Origin of the sequence: Paenibacillus sp. PAMC21692, assembly GCF_014303795.1 — a bacterium.
Taxonomy (GTDB): Bacteria; Bacillota; Bacilli; order Paenibacillales; family Paenibacillaceae; genus Pristimantibacillus; species Pristimantibacillus agaridevorans.
Map to the genome: position 1 here is coordinate 3169677 of NZ_CP060293.1, position 21402 is coordinate 3191078.

At 53.7% G+C, this 21402-nt stretch carries 10 protein-coding genes and 1 pseudogene; 9 read left to right on the top strand and 2 right to left on the bottom strand.

Annotated features, from left to right (window positions below):
- The first annotated feature begins 15 nt into the window (after positions 1-15).
- From H7F31_RS12405 to H7F31_RS12410, 3 genes and pseudogenes are all read left to right on the top strand, one after another.
- A complete protein-coding gene (locus H7F31_RS12405) occupies positions 16-4749 on the top strand; it encodes an OmpL47-type beta-barrel domain-containing protein (protein ID WP_187104428.1) in 4734 nt (1577 codons plus the stop codon).
- Positions 4750-4914: 165 nt separating this feature from the next.
- A pseudogene (locus H7F31_RS34575) lies at positions 4915-5067 on the top strand (hypothetical protein); the annotation flags it as partial.
- Between the two features lie 55 nt (positions 5068-5122).
- Positions 5123-5740 carry a polysaccharide lyase family 8 super-sandwich domain-containing protein gene (locus tag H7F31_RS12410; RefSeq protein WP_261800503.1) on the top strand — a complete coding sequence of 206 codons (618 nt, stop codon included), beginning with the start codon at positions 5123-5125 and terminating at the stop codon, positions 5738-5740.
- Between the two features lie 503 nt (positions 5741-6243).
- Here the strand turns inward: H7F31_RS12410 and H7F31_RS12415 are convergent.
- Complete coding sequence (locus H7F31_RS12415) at positions 6244-6888, bottom strand: nucleotidyltransferase domain-containing protein (RefSeq protein WP_187105324.1); 645 nt, start codon at positions 6886-6888, stop codon at positions 6244-6246.
- 149 nt (positions 6889-7037) lie between these two features.
- On the opposite strand from H7F31_RS12415, the gene H7F31_RS12420 reads away from it, so the two are divergent.
- Positions 7038-7844: a tyrosine-type recombinase/integrase gene (locus H7F31_RS12420; protein ID WP_261800399.1), complete on the top strand. Its 807-nt coding sequence runs from the start codon at positions 7038-7040 to the stop codon at positions 7842-7844.
- Between the two features lie 322 nt (positions 7845-8166).
- Here H7F31_RS12420 and H7F31_RS12425 read toward each other — a convergent pair whose 3' ends face one another.
- Complete coding sequence (locus H7F31_RS12425; protein WP_187104431.1) at positions 8167-9492, bottom strand: serpin family protein; 1326 nt, start codon at positions 9490-9492, stop codon at positions 8167-8169.
- A 279-nt stretch (positions 9493-9771) separates the two neighbouring features.
- Here H7F31_RS12425 and H7F31_RS12430 point away from each other — a divergent pair, with 279 nt between their 5' ends.
- The 5 genes from H7F31_RS12430 (at position 9772) to H7F31_RS12450 (ending at position 21365) form a co-directional block, all read left to right on the top strand.
- Positions 9772-14814, top strand: a complete 5043-nt coding sequence (locus tag H7F31_RS12430) for a DUF8202 domain-containing protein (RefSeq protein WP_187104432.1) — start codon at positions 9772-9774, stop codon at positions 14812-14814.
- The gene (locus tag H7F31_RS12435) at positions 14811-15521 is read left to right on the top strand and encodes a metallophosphoesterase family protein (RefSeq protein WP_187104433.1); all 711 of its coding nucleotides are present in this window, start codon (positions 14811-14813) and stop codon (positions 15519-15521) included. The genes H7F31_RS12430 and H7F31_RS12435 overlap by 4 nt, the downstream gene beginning before the upstream one ends.
- A gap of 157 nt (positions 15522-15678) precedes the next feature.
- Positions 15679-16860, top strand: a complete 1182-nt coding sequence (locus tag H7F31_RS12440; RefSeq protein WP_187104434.1) for a polysaccharide lyase 6 family protein — start codon at positions 15679-15681, stop codon at positions 16858-16860.
- Between the two features lie 103 nt (positions 16861-16963).
- A complete protein-coding gene (locus tag H7F31_RS12445; protein WP_187104435.1) occupies positions 16964-19318 on the top strand; it encodes an AraC family transcriptional regulator in 2355 nt (784 codons plus the stop codon).
- Positions 19319-19697: 379 nt separating this feature from the next.
- The gene (locus H7F31_RS12450) at positions 19698-21365 is read left to right on the top strand and encodes a type 2 periplasmic-binding domain-containing protein (protein ID WP_261800400.1); all 1668 of its coding nucleotides are present in this window, start codon (positions 19698-19700) and stop codon (positions 21363-21365) included.
- Positions 21366-21402 lie beyond the last annotated feature (37 nt).

A 21402-nucleotide genomic window follows, 5' to 3' on the forward strand; every position in this document is an offset into this window, starting at 1 on the left:
AAACGGGGAATGAGTATGAAAAAGCTGTTGGCATTTTTGTTGGCGCTGTGCCTGATCATCCCTTCGTTGCCTGGAGCTGCAGCGATGGCGGAGGAAGCTCCGGAAAACCCGACTTTACCGACGCAGCATTTCTACATTACGCCGAATCTGTTCAAATCGTTTGGATCTTGGACCTTGTCCGGCGACCATGTCACAGGACGCTCAACCGGTTCGACTCCTGAGGAGGCTAACGGCGAAGGCGGCGACCCGGCGATTGCGGAGGTCGACATTGAGAAGACGGCGAACTATCGGCTTTGGGTCCGCGACAGAGACTATGCGACGAATCAGCCGGGAACCCGGACGTTCCACGTGGCGGTAGACGGCGTTATGGCTGAGGAGCGGTTCGGCGACCACGGCATGGAAGGGTTCCGCTGGTCGGAGGTCGGCGTTTATTACTTGGAGGAAGGCGTGCATGAGCTGGCGCTCCTCGACACTTCCGGCTTTTACGCCAGAAGCGAAGGTTTTTTCCTGACGGAAGATCTGAATCTGATTCCTCCGGTAAATAAAGAAGAACTGCTGGAAATCGTGAAGCCGGCCAACCCGTTTGATTCGCTTCCGCCTGCCGATTTCCCGGTTTGGGCCAAGGAGGATGTGGAGGCTCTAGAAACCGATTCTATCGAAAATGATTCGGTAAAGATTGTTTTCCATCGCGGCGAAGGATCGCAAGGGAGCCTTGTGCAAAACGAGATTTTCGTGAAGGACGGCGGAGCGTGGGTGCCGGTGAAGCGGAAGACGGAGGAATTGGGTTTCCTGATGATGTCCGCGCTGAACAGCGAATACGCCGGTGAGAAGGAGCAATTCCTGCTCGCCAAACAAACGGCTATGGTGAACGGCGTGGAGACAAGCCTGGTCGTTGAAGATTATTTCAAATCCGGCTGGCCGGTATGGTTTATTCCGTCGAACTTCCAGAAGGTGGCCGATAACCAAATCGAATTGAGCTTTGCCAATACGCAAGCGCAGCTAACGGTAACCTTCGAGCTGGATGAACTGGCGGACGACCCGAAGGTAACGCTGAACGCAACATTCCCTGAGGCTGGAGCTTATTCCTTCCTGCTATATAGCGGCGACGGCGTGAATTATGAAGATTACGATACGGTAACCGCACCGCTGCTGTATGTGAAGAAGGCCGTTCCGGACGGCGCAAGCATCATCCCGGACAGCTATCTGTTTACACCGATGGCGACGCTTCATTATACGCCGGAACAATCGAAAGCGCCTGGCAAGCAGCTGACGGCCGGCGTCGTGATGGATCCGACGAGCGTGCCGCAAGGGTTCTCGTATCCCGATAAGTCCACGTTCGGACTGGTGCTCCGCGATCAGGAAAGCAACGTCCGACCGCAACTGGTGGCGCCGCTATTCGGCACGGAGAGCAGCCTGTTCGACAGCGGCGAAAGCTACGAGGTGAGCTTTCGCATCGTCAACCGGCTCGGCTCCTGGTATGAAACGCTGACGCATGTGTCGGAGAAGTTGTTCAATTTTACCGATCTGCGGACAAATTATTTTCATTCCGTCAACGAAGCTATCTACAATGCAACGGATTTGATGATGGATGACGATTACGGCGGATGGGATCCCGTCAATATGGCGCATTACAATATGGAAGAGCGGCATTTGACAACGGTTTCGAATGCGATGACGGCGGTCCAGCGTTATTTGCTGACGGAGAACGAAGAGATTCTGGACGAGCGAGCCGCGCCTACGCTGGCGTACCTGCTTAGCAGGCAGCGGTACCATTTCAAGACGACGAACAGTCCCGGCGGCGGGAACTATGTGCCGAATCCGCCTTCCACGATGGGCGGGGCCGTCACCAATTATTCGGCGAGCGTCTACGGCGGCTTGTACGAGATGACGCAAGGACGCATGCCGTTCCTGATGGATACGGCCATCGAATCCGCGAAGGAAACCGCGAATTTGGCCGGCGTCGCCGATCAGGCAGCGCTGCACAAATATATTGGCGATGCGGAATATTTGGCCAAAGTGCGGGCGCTGGCGGATCAGTATTTGGAAACTTATCCGAACGCGCCGTCCAATCGCGAGCGACGTTTCGTAAGCGGCTTTATATACGGCGATTACATTCCGATGGTGACGACATTCCTGGCTGCTTACGAGGCGACCGGCGAGCAGAAGTATCTGGACGCTGCGGAGGAATGCGCGCGGCTGCTGGCGACCGGTGTATGGACAACCGGATACCATAATGATTATGCGACGACCGATTATACGGTCGATCCGGTTGCAACGGCGGAACGGCCGCTTGTCGCAGACCGCTTTACGTTCTGGTGGCATGGCGATGAGCAGTGGCGGCTCGGCAACCCCGACGGTTCGGCATTGCCGCCGCAGGAGGCGGGACCGCCTCTGCAGGCAGAGACAGCGCCTGGCTGGCTGATCGCCAAAGCGGGGATGGGTACCGAACATCCGCGAACGCCTGGACACGGCAACGTCATTACGATGAACAACTGGGCGGGCATGCTGGTCAAACTGTCGGAATATACGGGCGACCCTTATTTCGAGACGATGGCGCGCAACGCGATGATTGGCCGGTTCGGCAATTACCCGGGCTATTATCAGGACCGGGCGATCTTCCATCAGATGAAAGCGGATTATCCGTATGTCGGTCCGGACTACACATCGATCTACTGGCATCATATTCCGGTCTTTATCTCGATGCTGGAGGATTTCCTGATCAACAGCGCCTGGTCGAAGTCCGAGCGGAATATTGAGTTCCCGTCGATCTATCAGTCGGGGTACGCTTACTTTGCTTCCAATCAGTTCGGCCATGCGCCGGGCAAGTTTTATAACGAAGACGATATGTGGCTGTGGCTGGATCGCGGCATTATCGATCCCGACACGGTAGAGATCGATTATATCGCAGCGCGCAAAGACGGCGTGTTGGGGCTGGCCCTGATGAACGAAGGCAATGTGTCGGTGACAAGTACAATTGCCTTGGGCGAGAAAGTCCCAGGCGGGGCGGGATACAGCGGTACTGCCACCGTCCATGAGGCGGACGGCGCTGTATCGACGATTGCCGTAACGAACGGCAGCTTTACCATCGAAATTCCTGCAAAAGGGATTCGTTCAGTCATGCTGGACATTCCGGGCGTTCAGGCGCCGGCCTACGCCAATCCGGACTATGTTTATTCCAATAACGCTCGCGGCACCGTATCCGAGCATACGAGGGGCAAAGGCCATGTGATCCAGATTACGCCGGAAAGCTACCATTCCTATGTCTACATCAGCGATCGGGACGATTCAACAAGCAAGCTGACGATGAAATACCGGATCGGGAATGGGCCGGAGATGACTGTGGAAAATTCCGGATACCCTTACGAGTTCCTGATAAAGGTGGATGACCCGGCTCAAAGCTTTACGTATACGTTGTCGGCGACAAAAACAAACGGCCAGACCGAAAACCTTGGCGGCGGAACGTTGAAGCCGAATGATTTCGTCGATGCGGGAATCAAGCTGCCGCAGACGATTTACGACTTTGAGCCGTTCGAGACGACCGTCTCGACCAAAGGAACAAGTCCGACGGAGCAGACGCTTCGCTTCGTGGTGCGAATGGCGGACTTCCCGTTCCCGGTTACGGAAAATCTGCTGGGCGGTCTGCGAGTGACGGGTACTCTGGTGCATAAGACGGACGGCACCACGCTTGAGCTTGACAGCATCATCAAGCGGAACGAGGTGCGGACGAACGGCACCACCGTCCTGGTCGTCAACCCTACCGATGATGTGCCGCTCTTCACGTATACGAATTACAATCTGACGCTTACAATCCATCCGCCGGAGAAGCCGGTGGACTTCAACCCGATCGATATTCGGGTAAGCTTTGCGGGCATGAATCCGTCTGAGGGCGTTATGCGGTGGATCGTCCCCCTCGCGGCATTCCCATTCCCTGTGCTGGAGAACACCTTGTCCGGGCTTCGGATTACGGGCACATTGACGCACAAGACGAATGGCTCGACGTTGACGCTCGACAGCGTCATCAAGCGGAATGAAGCGCGCACGGATGGAACGACCGTTCTGGTCGTGCTGCCGGCCGGCGAGGTTCCGCTGGCGGATTACAACAAAGATTATTTTATTGATGTGACGATTCATCCAATCGATGAAGCGCCGCCGGAGACAACCGCTATTATTGTGCAAGATGGCGGCGGAACGGAAGTCAATGGCTGGCATACGGCTCCGGTTCGCGTGGAGCTGACGGCAACGGATGAAATCTCCAGCGTAACCGAGACGGTATATCGGGTGAACGGCGGGGCATGGACATCGTATGACGAGCCGGTCTTGCTCGCTGATGATGGTGCTCATACGTTGGAGTTCTACAGCAAGGATGGAGCCGGAAATGTCGAAAGCGCAAAGGCGTTGACCGTTCGTATCGATACGGCGGCGCCGGAAGCAACGTTGGTGGCCAATCCCGAATCGATCTGGCCGCCGAACGGCAAGCTGCACGACATTCAGGTCACGGTTGATGCGTCCGATGCCGGGTCCGGGGTAGCGTCGGTAACCCTTGTCTCCATCGTCAGCAATGAACAGGTTGCCATCGGCACCGATATTGTCGACGCGGACTTCGGGACCGACGACCGGGAGTTCCGGCTTCGGGCGAATCGGGCAGGCGGCGGCAACGGCAGAGTTTATACGATTACGTATGTCATTACAGACATTGCGGGCCATACGGCTACGGAAACTGTCGAAGTCCGCGTGCCGCATAATCAATAACTGAGGGAGATGGAAGAAGCGTTAATTCGCGGCCGGTGTGTTGTCACCGGCCGCTTTTAAGTGCCGGGTCCCCCTTAAGCAAACATCAGGCTCCAAATAAGCGAGGTATCCGTTATGAATAATAATTTTGATGATTATGATGTTCTGCGCAGCAAATGGAAGGAGATGCTGACCGGAGGCACAACGTACGATCCGGGCGATCCGGCTATTGCCAATCAGATTGCCGTTATAACGAATACAGCCGAGTCCAACCGGGCTTCTCTGGATAAGGATGCAGGGCGGCGAACTTGCCTGTGGAGCGACCTGGCCAGCACGGCGAATTCCAGCCATGTTACTTCCAACTACCGTCGTCTGAAAGAGATGGCGCTTGCGTATGAACCAAGGGTTCTGCCAATTAACAAGCGAACAAATTGCCAATTATATGACGGCTGTCGAACGTTTTCAGCCAACGGTGGACATGAACGGAGCAAATCGAGTATGGGAATGTACGGTTATTGCCGCACGCGGCATGATTGTGAAGAACAATGCGAAGCTGGAGCAAGCGATAAACGGCCTTACTGCGGTATTCGACTATGTTTCGGATGGAGGCGGCTTCTATACGGACGGATCGTTTTTACAGCATTCGAAGCATCCTTACACGGGCGGATATGGCAAAGCGCTGCTGTCTGAGCTAACCAGTCTGCTCTATGTGCTGGGCGGATCGAAGTGTTCTGTGACCGCTCCGGGAGTCAGGAATGTTTACAACTGGATATACGATTCATTCGAAACGGTAGACGGAGTTGAGAAGTCCTCCGCATCCGGCTGGTCGGAGACGATGCCGGGCGTGCACTGGGCTCATATAGCCGGAGATAACAGCGGAAGGGATATTGGATACTATTTTCCCGGGGGATGGATGATCAAGGGATTGCGCGAGACGCGAACGGGCTCATGGAATGAAATTCAAAGAACGGGATCTGCTGAACCGTTGACAAGAACATACCAGAATCTGTGATCATGGCTGCAACCCGTATCAGGCGCAATACGCTTATGTGCTGCTGCCGGGCAAGTCGTGCACGGCGACAAGAGAATATGCAACGCTTGGGAGGACTTGTGGAGCAAGAAGCCCGTGGAGGACGGGGCTTGAGCGGCAATCCGGTTTGAGCCGAGGGAAGTCATCCACCTGTAGCTGGGTCAAGTCGAACGGATCGCCACCAAAAGGCCAGGTGAAGCAAGGTAGTTCCCGGAGGGCGGATGGACTGGAACACTGCTGTTTGCAGAGTGTTGAATGATTGTTTACAGGCCCATTATCGTTATCCGTTACTTAATGGCCTAATGTAGAGAATGTTAACGATCGGACAATGGCGGTTCATCCTCTAGCCAATTCCACTCATTATTTTGGACGAACCGACTCACTGCTTCGTGTGGAGCTATTCCCCACTCGTGGAAAGAGCGAATACAGTCCACGAACGCTTGTATCGTCTCTCTCTTGGGATTAAGTAACATATTTTCCTGTAATTAAAAATAGCGCTCAGGTATATGGGGGAGTGTCCTTAAAACGCTCGTCATAGACTTGTGGCACGGAAATAACACTCGGTTGTAGGCGAGCACTAGTCGACCAGAGAACAAAGCGACCTGACCAATAGCATGGATCAGTAAATAAATGTTTCCCTGCTCGATAGCCCGATCTGCAAAGTAGCCGCCATACAGTTCTACTTGTGCAAAGAAATCTTGAAGATTCCTTTCTCTGTTATGTTCAGGATAGACGGGGATTTTTGCGATTAAATCATCCATTCCAGAAATCCGTGAGAATGCAACGAACGCCTTATCGAACGAAGCTCTGGTCGGCTCGCTACCTCTGACCACAGCCGCTTCAAGAAAGCGATAGGGTATGATTTTACCATCGTAATAGCCGCCTGGATAGTCGCATCCGTCTCTCTCAAAATAAAACAATTGATCTCTTTGTTTTTTCTCTTCAAATAAATCATCGCTCACGACCAGATAGCAATCAATATCAGAGTCCTCGCGTGCAACCCCTTTAGCGACAGAACCGGAGATAATAATAGCTAAAATCGAAGGATCTGTACTTAACCTGCCAACTAGATAATCAATCGAGTCCTTATGATGAGGTCGTAAGTTAACACCTTTAAAATGGTAATATATGGTAAAAACCTCCTTATTACATTAGAGAGGTATTCATGACATTCAAGACATACAACTTGAAATTTATTAAACTGGCCGTTAGCGTGGATACCTTGTCCGCTTGGATTTCCACATTTTACAATGATTATATATGAAAATTTTGTTGCCGCTTGCACCACCCACTCGATTATTACTTCAGCCTGTTTCTCCGCGCCAAGAAGACAGAGGGCTTGAAGCCTCGGACACTGAACGACCACGAAAGTCACTATCGCTACCTGCAACGCTGGCTGACTGAACATCACCCGACGCTCAAACTGGAAGAACTGACCACCGATCACGTTCGAAAGTATGTGCAACACATGCTGACCGAACAAACGCTGTACGACGGACACCCGACGTTGCAGAGTGATAACACCGCCAAAGGCTTGTCTCCTGCGACCGTAAACATACACACCCGGACGCTCAAGTGCTTCCTTCGGTTTCTCCACGACGAAGGACACCTGCAAACCGACCTTGCCGCCCGCATCAAGCTGCAAAAGGTTGCAGAGGACACCATCGGCGCTTTCAAGAATGAGCAAGTGCTACAACTGCTTGCCGCACCGAACCAACGGGAGTATACAGGCTTCCGGGACTATGTGTTGCACACCATGCTTTTCGACACCGGGCTTCGAATCAATGAGGCGCTGAACCTGACCGACAGAACGACCACCGTTCGCGCCAGCGTTGCCAAGAACGGCAAGTCGCGGGTTGTGCCGATGAGTAAACGTACTGCGGAGCTTCTTGATGCGTTGAGCGAAGAGAACCGGAAGCAGTTTGCTAACCGCAGTCCCTCCGAGGTATTCCTTTTGAACAACGGAAAGCCTCTGACGTACAACCAAGCCTATGAACGAATCCGTCTGCACGGCGAAAAGGCAGGCATCACATTACAAAAGATTCTCGGTCACCATAATATCTCTATGGTTCGGAAGTACGTCTAGATGGAACAATCCGATTTGCAAGAGCAACATGCGCAATGCTGTCCGCTCGTCGGCGTGTAACCAGAGCAACCGCCGGAGCCGGACAAGCAAGCCGAATAATCTCACTGCCAACCTATACTCGAACCATAAATAATCGCAATACTTTGTATGGTGTCTGGAGGGCTTTCGTAAAATTGCTTTTTCGGTCGTGTTCCTAGTAGCTTCAGAGAGTATGATGTGAGGCCGAAAGCCGATCTATTTGCATAGCTGATCCAATCGCTCCAACTACCCGAACACTGCCGCCTTCCACCCTGCCTGGCTTCAGTGCAGGGCTGGACTGGGATCAATCCATCTGCCGGACTGTCCCCATAAACAATATCGCATCTGTACGCTCATCGTGGATGGCGAAAAAGAAAGGACGATCGACTTCCATTTCGAACGTATTGGAGGGGGCGGACGTCGCTTCCATGCCGATACTTGTCACCGCTCCAGCCTCCGTGCCCTGTTCATTTACCTCAATGAAGGTCTTGTGTTTGACTTCTCCGATGTAAACATTGTTGTCGTGCGTGATCATCGGCGAGAAATCTGCCCGATTCGGATCAAATGCCGTCTCCATTCCCAGTGCCTTCAAGGTATCATTCAAGGTGATTTCGTATTCCATCTTGAATCGCGGCAGCCGCAGCTGGCCTATAGCAGGCTTGAATTGGTCCAGCCACTTCTTCCACTGTGCTGCAGACAAACCATCCAGGAAGGCATCAAGGTTGTTGTCCTCATCCGGGAGAAAAACAACCATGCTCATGCTTCCGCCATTATAAGGAATACGGACGGCCTGGAAGCCTTCTCCACTGAGATGGCTCAGCTTGCCGTCTTTGAGCATCATTGGCACATCCTGCTGCGATCCATCGGCATTCGTAAACGGGCGGGCTTCTGTAAGGTCCTCATTGAACTCGCTTGCCCAGTTGGCCTTGAAGTAGATGGTATTGAGCAGGAAAAGGATGGCGTTTTCCTTAATCGGCGCTTTGATTATTTCGTTTATCTTGCCAGCAGTTTGCTCACGCACCCATTTGTTGATCTTATCCGCCGATTGCGCATCCTGAAAGTCGAGCGACTCCATCTCTGCATTAAAATGGTCTTTGTTCGTCTGGATGAATTGTTTATTAAAGTTCAAGTCATCTCTTGCCCAGAGCGAGTTGGCAACGGAGAGCTTGATTTCTTCCCCGCTATGGGAGAGCAGATCCAGCAGGACTTGATAGCCGCGGTTGCGTTCCTCGGCATCCATGCCTTTCAGATGCAAAACCTGGTTCATCGCGTTGAGCGTGTCCCCGCCCGCCCCATTGAGGGTCATCGCCAGTGCTGTAGCAATGCTTGCGGGAGAGAGAAAGTCATTGCTTTCCGCGTCCGTGTCTGCCTTGCGGACTTCATCGTACAGGTCGAAGGCGAAGGCAAGCTGGGCTTTCGCTACCGCCGCATCATAGTCGTCTATCGTATAGGTTGCCTGTTCAATGCCGGAGTCCTCGTTAGACACTTCATACGAGGCATTGCTGTTACTCGGTTTATTGGATTGAATCGCACCGGTTGGGCTATTGGCGCCTCCGCACCCGCTGAGCAACAATAAGGCGGATAACCCGACTATGGTCCAAGCCGAGCCCCTTTTTCTATTTCGTCTCATCGGTTAAACCTCCTTGCGTCTTCTTCCATTATAGACGGCATGCAAGGAGGAGAGGTTGCGATGGGAGAACACTGCGGCGAAGCCGAGGTTTTAAGAATTGATGTCCATTCCAGAAATTGCAGATAGAAATCGGGACTTTTGAGGGCGGTTTCAGCTTTTGACGATTTAACCTGGTTCCATCTTTGTATATAAAAGAGGGAGAGTTCGCTCAACAAAGCGGGTACTCTTAAATCCGAAATGCCGGAGCGGGTCCGCCCCGGGAGACGAGGGGGAGTAAAATTGACTTTAACCAAGTTGTTCGGAACGAAAGCGGCAGGCCGAGGCCGCACATCCAGAAAAGCTGTACATATTATGCTGGCGGCGATGCTGGCAGTCGGATCAGTCGCCGCCTTGCCGGCGGATACGACGCAGGCTGCGCCGCTGGCAGGAACACCGGGAGGCGTAGACGCAGCCGCGCTTCGACTGTGGCTGGAGGCTGACCCGGGCAGTGTAACACGTGTCGGCAACGATGTAACGGTATGGAAGGACAGCAGCGGCAACGCTCACGATCTCGTAAATGACGGCAGTATTGAGGCGATTAGCAGCCGTACCAAGCCAAGCTACGTGCCTGAACATCGCGATTTGAACAATCAGCCGGCAGTGAAATTTATCCGTTCGGGATCAGGCAGCATCCTGCAGGATGCGGACGGCTTGTTTGCAAATGGCGAAGAAGTTGACGGCGCAAGCGTCTATACGGTAACCGGAGGTTTGGGCGCGATCGACAACTCGCTGATTTTCAATCACGTCTTGTCGCGAGGGGGATTCGGCGCGCATATTCCGCATAAAAACGGTTCGACAAGCGCAACCTTGGGGTCTGTTCTTTGGGATTCCGGCAGCAGAATGACAGACAGCTCGCATCAGCGGTTAACGGCGGGCGATCAGGTGCATTTGTCCCAATATAATATATGGGGACTGCATCACAATGCCAATTCGGAGGTCAACGGCTCCGTCTACCAGTCTGTTGCCCGTGACGGCGTGACAATCGGCCAATCGAATACGCCTCTGCGTCCGTTCGTCGGCTCCGGCGGCACTATGTCGCTTGGCGCGGCCGCATCGAACGGCTCGGGCTTTAACGGCTACATGGGTGAGTTTATCGTATTTACGGAAGCGCTTACGGATGCGCAGAAACGCCAAGTGGAGACGTATCTGGCGATCAAATACGGCTTGACTCTGCCTGAGGGAAATTACTTAAGCGCAGGATCGGCGCCGCAGGTTGTATGGGACTCCGCTTCTCATACGGGGTATAGTCACAACATAGCCGGTATCGGACGTGATGAGATCGGCGCCCTGGATCAACGGGAGAGCCGCAGCGGCGCGGGCGGAGCAACCGCTGTGCAGGTGCTGATCGGTACGCCGGACGGGGAGGCGCTCGCGGACAAGCAGTATCTGCTATGGGGCGACGATGGCCATGCGGCTGATCCGACGCCTTACGGTTCCGGCCACATGCGCCTCAGCCGCACATGGAAAGCCCAGAATACAGGGGAGGTCGGCCATGTGCGGATCGCGATTCCCATCAGTGCCATGCCGCTTGGCGGCTTGCTGCTTACGAGCGCTTCGAGCGACTGGAGCGATGCGACGGAAATCCCGCTGACGAAAGTAACGCTTCGCGGCGAGTCCTATTATGCGGGGGAAGCGACGTTGGAGGACGGCAGTTACTTTACGTTTGCCGAACAGATGCCGCAGCTTCAACTATCCGGATTGACCGTTAAGGACGGTACGCAAGCCGTTCCTCTGAATACGGCCTTCGATCCGAACAAGACGGACGGTTATGAGGCGCTTGTACCTTCGACGACGGAGAGCGTCGCTGTGGAAGCGCAATTGCCTGCCGCCACGCCGGAAGCGACGTCGGCCGCCCTTATCGAAATTTATTTGAGCAACTATGAGTCGGAGCATGTGCTGCAGTCTGCTGCAGACAGCATACCGCTTGTGCCGGGGGTGAACAAAGTGAGCATTGAGTTGAAGGACGAGGAGAACGGCCCTGTGCGCAATGCTTACAGTCTTACTATTATTCGCCGACTGCCGGTTGACGGAAATGGTCAAATCGGGCTGCACGCGGGCTCTGTTACGGCCAGTTCGTCACAGCCGGGCACCCATTATGTTCCGGCCAATGTTGTGGATGGCGTCTGGGGCGAGGATGCGGCAGACATGGAGAGCCGCTGGTCGGCCTCGGGACACGGTCAGTGGCTTCAGTTCGATCTTGGGGAGAAGCAGCGCGTTACTTATATGAATCTGGCGTTCCTTAACGCAAGGGAACGGCTGTCCAGCTTCGAGGTATTGGCATCGAACGATGTCTCATTCGAGAGCCATGTCGTGGCGCTGCCGAAACGAAGCGCCCGGGCATTGCAGGCGGAAGATTCCGTGCTGCAGCCTTACGTTATCGCGAGTCCGATCGAAGCTCGTTATTGGAGGCTCGTCGGTTACGGCAATAGCGCCAGCGGAAGTTCCGGCAACTGGAACAGCTTGATGGAAGCGCAGCTGTTTATCGGCGAGGCGCCAGTTATCGAGGAGCCGCAAGGACCGGGGAAGCCGCCGTCCGCTGGCGATGTGGATGAGGATGATCTGCCGCCGCCTGCGCTGACAACGGTACAGGTAAGTTCTGCGGAGCAACTGCAGCAGGCGCTTGATACTGTTGCGCCAGGCACGATTATCGAGGTTCAGAACGGCATGTATGAGCAGAATGGGCCGTTCGTCATTCTTAATAAGACAGCCTCGCCGGCTTATCCGATCCGGATTACGGCAGCAGAGCAAGGAAAGGCCGTCATATCCGGCAACAGCTATTTCCATATTGAAAATTCCGCTTATGTGGAAGTGTCCGGCTTCGCCTTCCGCAACGGAATCGGCGCGGAGGGAAGCAACGAAACGCTGATAGATCGCGGCCTTGAGCACCGTACGCTGACAGGCGTCCATCCGGGAGTGCAACTGCAAAGCTCAAGCCATATCTCGATCATGCGCAACAGCTTTGCTCTAAACGAGACCGGACAACCGTACAGCTTCACCGCTCCGCTCGTTGGGACCGTAACCTGCTTGATCGACGTTCCGGGAAGCTGCAGGACCGGCGGTCTGGACAGCACGGGCGGAGACGCCTACGAAGGGCCGACTCCGTATGACGACCAGTCTCTGCTGACGGCTAACGGCACTCATCGCCATTACATCCGGGTTGAGGGAGAGAGCAGCCATAACCGCTTGTCCTACAATGACATCGGACCCAAGAAGGGCTTCGGCGCGGTAGTCATTTACGACGGCGCAGGCCATTCCGGGCAAAATATTTCCCAATACGACGTCATCGAATATAATCGCTTCCACGGCATAGGACCGCGCGTCAGCAACGGTCTGGAGGCCATCCGTCTGGGGCTGTCCAGCTTGTCGCTGTCGTCCGGCTTCGTGACGATCCAATACAATTTGTTCGACGGTCTTAACGGCGAAGATGAAATTATTTCCGTCAAAAGCAGCGACAACATTATCCGTTACAATACGATCCGCAATTCTTACGGCGGCATCGTTGCCCGGCACGGACATCGCAACAGCTTCTACGGGAATTATATGATTGGCGATGGCGAGACTCCGGGATTAAGCGGATTCCGCATTTACGGCAATGATCACAAAATTTATAATAACTACATGGAAGGGTTGACCGACCGCGTTATCCGCCTCGATGGCGGCACGCATGATGCGGGCTCGGACGGCAGCACGAATCCGACGGTGCGCTGGGGATCGCCGGAGCAGACGGCCGAGCTAAACAGCCTTTCGGCGGAGACTAGGACGGAGCTGCTGCGCGGCCACTGGCGGCAGTACAACGTACAAATATTCAACAATACGATTGTCAATGTCGGCAATAATACGACAGCGATCAGTCTGGGCGGCAGAACGTATCAGCCGGTCGCAACGAAGGTGTACAACAATCTCATATTCAGCAATGCGGGCACGATCTTTAACGAGACGGGTCCCGTGCAGAGCGCCCCGCCGAGCGAACGACCGGTCTATTCCGGCAATTTAATTGAAGGAATTGCAAATCCGGCAAATAATAACGCGATAGCGGGCGGGTTTGAGAAAAAGGAATTAAAGCTGGTGCGCAGCGCAGACCGTATGATCCGTCTGTCAGCCATCAGTCCGGCTGTCGATGCGGCCAAGCCGCCCTATGTTGCGTCTGAGGATATGGACGGGCAGCCGCGTGTCGGCGGCGCCGATGTTGGAGCGGATGAATACAATCCGGGAGCCCCTGTAAGCAGGCGGCCGCTGACGACAGCCGATGTTGGCCCGAATGCCGGGATCGGGACGAATCCGCCCGATGGCGAAGGCGCTCCGGGACTGAGCGCAATGCAACTGAAGTCCGGAAGCGAAGAACTGCTGAGCGGTTTCGCACAAGATGTGAGATTTTATTCGATAACGGCGCCTTCTTCGATAAGCAGTGTGACCCTTGTGCCGACAGCGCTCAGCGACGGATCTTTGATCGAGGTCAGCGTGGATGGCGGGCAGCGCCGAACAGTTGCGAGCGGCCAGCCGAGCGAGGCGCTGGCGATTGCTTCGGATGGAAGCCACATTCTGGTCGAAGTGACGATGCCATCCGGTAAAAGCAAATCGTATACGATCGCTGTCAAACGTCCCGTTGCAAGCGGAGGAGGCTGGTACCCGATTCCGACGCCAACCCTGTCGGCAAGTCCGGCTCCATCGCCGACGGCAACGCCGGCGCCGAGCGAGTCGCCAAAACCAGGTCAGACGCCGGAGCCGCCTCGTCTGCCGGATTTCCCGGACACCGGAAATCACTGGGGCCGGAAAAACATTGCCCAAGCGGTCGAGCAGGGCATCGTGAGCGGCTATCCGGATGGCAGCTTCCGACCTGACATGCCGCTCACCCGCATGCAATTTGCCATTATGCTAGCGCGGTCGCTGAAGCTGGATGCCGCGTTGACGGACTTGCCGTTTGCCGACGGGGCGGATGTTCCGGCATGGGCTGCCGGCGAGCTTGGGGCAGCGCTGCAGGCAGGCATTCTGCAAGGATATGATGACGGCACATTGCAGCCTAATCGCGCCATTAATCGAGCCGAGATGGTTGCCATGCTGCTAAGGGCTTATCCGCTGGAGGACGGCGGGACCGCGCCGCGGAGCTTCGCGGATAGCGCAGACATCCCCGACTGGGCAAGCGAAGCCGTATCCCTGGCATCTGCAGCGGGAATCATTGAAGGACGGAAGGCGGACCATTTTATGCCAGGCGGCACAGCTACGCGGGCAGAAGCGGTGACGGTACTGTTGAGAATGTTGGAATTATGGGAGTTGAATCAATCGTGAAAGCATTAATTATTTCGGATATCCACAGCAACGTTTATTCGCTCGAAGCAATCCGAAAGGCGGAACAAGACTGCGATCTGATTTATTGCGCGGGAGATCTCGTAGACTACGGGCCTTTCCCGCGGGAAGTTATCGAATGGGTGCACAAAAACGATGTGATTTGCGTTCGCGGCAACCACGACGACACTATTATCGATCTGTACCGAAACGGCAACGGCGGTCATGATGTGGCGGAGGATGCGATCAAGTGGGCGCATTACAATGCCAGGCTGCTCGGCGAAGCGGAAATTTCGTTTCTCGAAAGCATGCCGGTCTACCGGACATTCGAGATGGACGGCTATAGCTACACGATGCAGCATTTGTACGACAACTATTTGACGATCGACAGCTTGCCCAAGTACGACGCATTCTGGGCGGAACGCAACAACGGGACGACCGAAGCCGCCGGAGATCGCCGCATTATTTTTGGACATACGCATCGCAGATGCATTCATTATTTGAGCGACACCAGTCTGTGGCTGAATCCGGGGAGCGTGTCTTACCGCCGTCGCGACGATGCGTCGAAAGAAGCGCATTACTTTACGATAACCGATGGCGAAATAGCGATGAAAAGTCTTGTCTACGACCGCACGCCTCTGCTCGAGGCGGCACAAAAAATGCAGTTGAAGGAAGACGATATGCGAGTTGCGTATTTCTTTTTCGGGTAAAAAGGGCGCTCCAGTTTACATTTTTATGATTGCTTCATTTTTTCACACTATGGTATAGGTGACTTATCTTTCATAATAGGTGTTGCAAAGTTGCGGATATGGTCCTGCGGAGGCTGCGGGAACATATCCGCCTATTCTTTAGGGAGCAGGTGGGAAGATGACTTCTATTTATCGGGTTTCGAATAGCGACGAGTTGGCGGCAGCCATTGGCCGGGCGGAGCCTGGTTCCACGATCTTGTTGGCAGACGGCGTTTACGATCGAAATGAAGACTATATCATTAAAGGCAAAGCGGGATCTGACACCGCCATACTAAGTATCCGCGCAGAAAACAAAGGAAAAGCGTCGATAGTTGGCGAATCTAGTATACACATTTTGAACTCTGCTTACGTAGAGATATGGGGTCTGCATTTGCAGGTCGAGCGGCGAGAATCCATCATTTTGGACGGTTCGCGGCATGTGAGAATTGCGCGGAACAGATTTGAGCCGCGACAGGTTGGGGCGGAGTACAGCTTGCTGTCTGTAGTGGGGAGCGGCAGCGGCTGGAACCGGATCGAACGCAACGAGTTCGGGCCGAAGGCCGACCCTGGACCGCTCGTCATTTTTGATGGCGACGGGGAACAAATATCGCAGCATGACGTCATCGAATATAATTATTTCCATCATATAAGCCCGCGCGTCGTCAATGGGCTCGAAGCGATCCGGCTCGGCTTGTCCGGCATCTCTTTATCGAACGGCTATATTACAATTCAACACAACTTGTTTGAAGAATGCGACGGAGAACCCGAGATTATTTCGGTAAAAAGCTGTTATAATACAATTCGGTACAATACATTTCTTAACTCCGCCGGCCAGGTGACTGCGCGTCACGGTCATGGAAACCGCTTTCATCATAATGTGTTTATCGGCGATGGCGTGAAGGAGGAGATGGGCGGGTTTCGCATTTACGGCAACGACCATCACCTGTTCGATAATTATATGGAAAACTTGACGTTGGATGCGCTGCTTATCGACGGCGGCAACTACGATGGGGGGCCGGACGGTTATCCCGGGTCGCCGACGCAAGAGGAATTGAGAAAACATTGGCGCGTCTATCGCGCCCATGTGACCAATAATACGATTGTCAATTGTCGGCATGGCATTACGCTCGGGAAGCGGATTCCGTATGCGCCGGAGCAATGCGTTGTCGCTTACAATCTTGTATGCGGCAAGGATCAGCCGGCCATCTACGAATACCGGCCGTCTCCGGCGGTTTGCATCAACAATCAGAAAGCGGATGCCGAGGCTATTCGCCGTCCGGCTATTTTGACAAGAACGGACGTCGGCCCCGACTCTGATTAAAATGGGTGTTCAAAAAGTTCGGTTTTCAGTACCATACGCTACCTGACATACATCGCAATCAAAAGTGGACTTTTTGAACTACATCTTATGGGAGGCAGAGCCTGTGGCCAAGACCCGAAACCGTTGGACAAACTATCTGAAACAGCTCCGGCACAAAAATCGCAGCGTAATCCTGACCTGGATGCTTTCCTACGTCTCGGTGCTGCTCGTGCCTATTTTGATCAGCGGCGTTATATACGGCGCGACGCTGAGCGTTGTAAAGGCCGAAATTAATCGTGCCAACCAATCTATCCTTCTGCAAATGGAGCAAGCTATAGATAATCAGTTCAAAGGAATCGAGAGTCTGAGCCTCGAGGTGAGCCTCAACAGGCGGATTGCGGCATTCATTTCGGCCGATGCCGACCTGTCCGATTCGGATCATTACGAAATATACCAGATCGCCAATGATTTGCGCGTATACGAAATTGCCAACGATTTCCTAGAAGGCATTTATATTTACTACAAAAGCAGCGATACGGTCATCGCGCGCAACAACCGTATGAACAGCGAAACGTTGTACGACCATATCCGCTTCGAAGAGCATATGCCTTTCCAGTCATTCCGGGAATTTTTTGATCAGTGGTACATTAAAGGCTACCACACGGTTGTCGTTTCCGAAGAGAATGAGTGGAGGCCTACGGTTATGTATGCCCAAAATGTGATGTCTAACGTTATCAATCAGCCGGGCGCGGTCCTGCTGTTCATGATCGACCGGAGCAAGCTGCTGGAGCAAGCGTCGGCGCCGGACGAAGGCACCATCCTTATTTTGGATGAGGACGATCGGGTCATTGCGTCTACGGGCGATCCGCTGGCGGAGCCTGCCGTGCAATACGGCGATATGCCGGAGGAATCGGGGCAACTGGAGTTCCAAACTGCCGATGGCCGGCTTGTCGCTTCTTACACAACCTCATCCATTACGGGATGGAAATATGTGATGACGCTGCCGGCGGCCGTATACCATCAGAAGATGAACGTGGTGGAGCAATTGACGATCGTCAGCATCTTGCTGTGCCTCGTTGTTGGCGGGGGCGTGACATATTGGCTGCTCAAGCGGAACTACCTGCCGATCCATGCGCTGATTCAGAGCTTGTCGTTCAAGGCGGGCGTTACCTTCGATCGCGGCTCCAATGAGTATTCGTTCTTGGAGCAGGCGCTGAGCAGCACCTACCATGAGAAGGAGGAGCTTCATTACAAGCTGAACCAGCATAACAATACGCTCAGGTCGCATTTCCTGCAGCGGTTGCTGAAGGGACAGCTCGACAGCCATATCCCGCTGCACGAATCGTTTTCGGCCTATGACCTACGCTTTCCGCAGGAAGGCTTTTCTGTCATCTTGCTGCGCATCGAGCATTTCGGCAAGTTCCATCGGGAAGATGAGGAGCAGGTGCGTAACAAGCGGTTGCTGCACTTTCTGATCGCCAACGTGGTCGAGGAGGTCGCGCGCAAGTCCGCCCATGCCTACGCGGTAGAGCTGGACCAGGAGCTGCTCGCTTGCATCGTCAACCATCAGCTAGCATCGACGGCGGAGCAGCGGGCGGAGCTCGGGCGCATCGCGGAAGAAACCATGTCGTTTATTTCCGATCATGCCCACGTGCAACTGACCGCAGCCATCAGCGTGCAGCAAGAAGGCGAAGATGGCATCTTCCAGGCGTTCCAGGAAGCGGTCGAGGCGATGGAATACCGTATTGTTGCGGGCAGCGGGGGTATTATTCATTATGGAGACTTAAACGGCGGCGACAGCCAAGGGGCCTCACCAGGCGGCTATTTCTATCCGCTCAAGGCCGAGCAGCAATTGATAGCCATCGTGCGCGAGGGCCAACTCGATAAGGCGAAAGCGTTAGCCCATGAGATCATTCAAAAAAATGTGACGACGGAACCCTTTTCCTTTCATACGGCCAAATGTCTGATGTTCGACCTGATGGCGACGCTGCAAAAAGTAATCGGTGAAATCCGCATCGCGGGCAAGCCCGATGTGCCGGACGGCGTGCGCGCCATCGAACGTCTGCTGCAATGCCAGACGGTAGGGGAGATGCGCAGCCAGCTTTACGATATGCTGGAGCTTCTTTGCGGCTACGTTAACAATAACCGCGAATACAGCAGCAATCCGCTGATCGATAAGGTCATGAAATACGTCAACGATTATTACCATGACGAGAACCTTAACATATCGATGATCGGGGAAGCTTTCTCCATGACCCCGTCGTATATTTCCAAACTGTTCAAGGAACATGCCGGCGAATCTCTGCTCGACTATATTAACAAGACGCGTCTGGCGCAAGCCAAGCTGCTGCTTACCGGCGAGAAATATACGGTCAGCGAAATATCGCTGATGGTCGGTTACAATGATGTGAATACTTTCCACCGCATATTCAAAAAATTTGAAGGGATAACGCCCGGGCGCTACAGGGAAGTCAAGTAGCCCCCGGGCTTTCCTTTTTTAGAGGTAGTTCAAAAAGTCCGCTTTCCATCACGAAGCAGGCCAAGAAGCGTACTCGACATCGAATATGGAACGCAAGCGAAACTTCCGGTGCTCACGTAGCGCTGCTACGCTCCGCTCCTCAGTTTCTACTTGCATTCCATCTTCTCGGTGCTGAAAAGCGAACTTTTTGAACTTTCATTTTAAGAGGTTGAACCCGCACTTCAAGAAAAAGCGGTAAACTCGCGGTTTTGCTACCCTCATTTTTGAGGAATTGCCGTATATTTTAGGTTTTGACAATGGCTTGCGACACTGAATTGGCGTTACGATGATAGCGGATTCACATCAACAAATTCGAGGGCGAATAGAACGGAGGGGCACAATGGCAAATAATCGAAACAGCAAGAAGCGCAAGTGGCAGCTCATACTGGGGATCACAATGGTACTTTCATTGTTGTTAACCGCATGCTCTGGTAATGGGGGGAGCGGCAACAAGGACAAGGCGGAGCCGACCCAAAGCGCCGTAAGCAATACGGACGGCAATGGAGAAAGCAAGGGCAACGAGGGAGAGGATAAGCCGGTTTATCCGATGGATACCAAAGATACTTTCTCGTACTGGGCTCCAATTAACGGCAATCTGATTACATTTGCAACGAATCTTGCGGAAGCGCCAATCGGAAAGGAAATCGCGAAAGCAACCGGCGTGAAAGTAAACTACATCCACCCGACCGACGGGCAAGCGGAAGAGCAGTTTAATTTGTTGTTGGCTTCTACCAAGCTGCCAGATGTGCTGGAGTACGACTGGAGCATCTATCCGGGAGGACCGGAGAAGGCGATAGCAGACGGGGTTATCGTACCGCTTAACGATTTGATCGACCAATATGCGCCTAACCTGAAGAAGATGCTGGAAGCCGATCCGGAGCTGGATAAGATGGTGAAAACCGACAGCGGCCAATATTATGCTTTCCCGATGGTGCGCAACTCGGAAGGCGTAGTCTTCCGCGGACCCATGCTGCGCAAAGACTGGCTGGATGAGCTGGGGCTGCAATTGCCAGTAACGGTAGACGATTGGCATACGGTACTGACGGCGTTCAAAGAGAAAAAAGGCGCCGTAGCGCCGCTGACAGCGCAATATGCGGGCAAAATGAACTTGCAGGACGCGTTCTTTGGCGCATACAAAACGTCGCACGGCTTCTACATCGACGACGAGGGCAAAGTGAAATACGGCCCGCTTGATCCGCAATACAAGGATGTTATCACGTTGTTCCGCAAGTGGTATTCCGAAGGCCTGATCGACAAAGACTTCCCGATCATCGAACGCAACACGCTGGATAAGCGGCTTCTTAACGGCGAGTCCGGAGCGACTGTCTACCTGCTGGGCGGCGGCATGGGCAAATGGCTGGAGTCCGGCAAAGCCCAAAATCCGACATTTGATCTGGTAGCGGCTCCTTATCCGGTATTAAACGCAGGCGAAAAACCGTTTACCGGACAGCGCGATTTCAAATATAACCCGAAAGCAAGCGCGGCAGTGACGACATCGGCGAAAAACCTGGAAACGATCGTAAAATGGCTGGACTACGCATTTAGCGAGCAAGGAACCTTGACTTACAACTTCGGCGTCGAAGGCGAAAGCTACACGATGGATAACGGTGTTCCGAAATTTACCGATATGATCGTGAAAAACGACAAGTACACGTCGCAGCAGATGCTGGCGCAATATACGATTCCGAACGGTCCGTTCCCGATGCATGAGCAAAAATCGACCAACACGTTCCCTCAACAGGATGAGGCGGTCAAAATTTGGTCGGAGACCGATGCGGCGAAACATATTTTGCCCGCATTCATAACGCCTACCGTAGATGAGAGCAAAAAGGTAGCGCAGTCGATGACGGCCATCAACACCTATCTGGAAGAAATGTTTATCAAATTTATTATGGGCAACGAGCCGATCGACAAGTTCGACGGCTTCGTGAAGCAGCTTGAGGATATGGGTATTCGCGATGTAATCGACATCTATCAAGGTGCCTTGGATCGCTACAACAACAGATAACTCCATGCATCGTCTCGCGACAGGCTCCAGGCCGTCG

Excerpts from the sequence above, each read along its gene's own strand:
- H7F31_RS12405 (WP_187104428.1), top strand. The coding sequence starts at position 16 with ATGAAAAAGCTGTTGGCATTTTTGTTGGCGCTGTGCCTGATCATCCCT.
- H7F31_RS12410 (WP_261800503.1), top strand. The coding sequence starts at position 5,123 with ATGAACCAAGGGTTCTGCCAATTAACAAGCGAACAAATTGCCAATTAT.
- H7F31_RS12425 (WP_187104431.1), bottom strand. The coding sequence starts at position 9,492 with ATGAGACGAAATAGAAAAAGGGGCTCGGCTTGGACCATAGTCGGGTTA.
- H7F31_RS12440 (WP_187104434.1), top strand. The coding sequence starts at position 15,679 with ATGACTTCTATTTATCGGGTTTCGAATAGCGACGAGTTGGCGGCAGCC.
- H7F31_RS12450 (WP_261800400.1), top strand. The coding sequence starts at position 19,698 with ATGGCAAATAATCGAAACAGCAAGAAGCGCAAGTGGCAGCTCATACTG.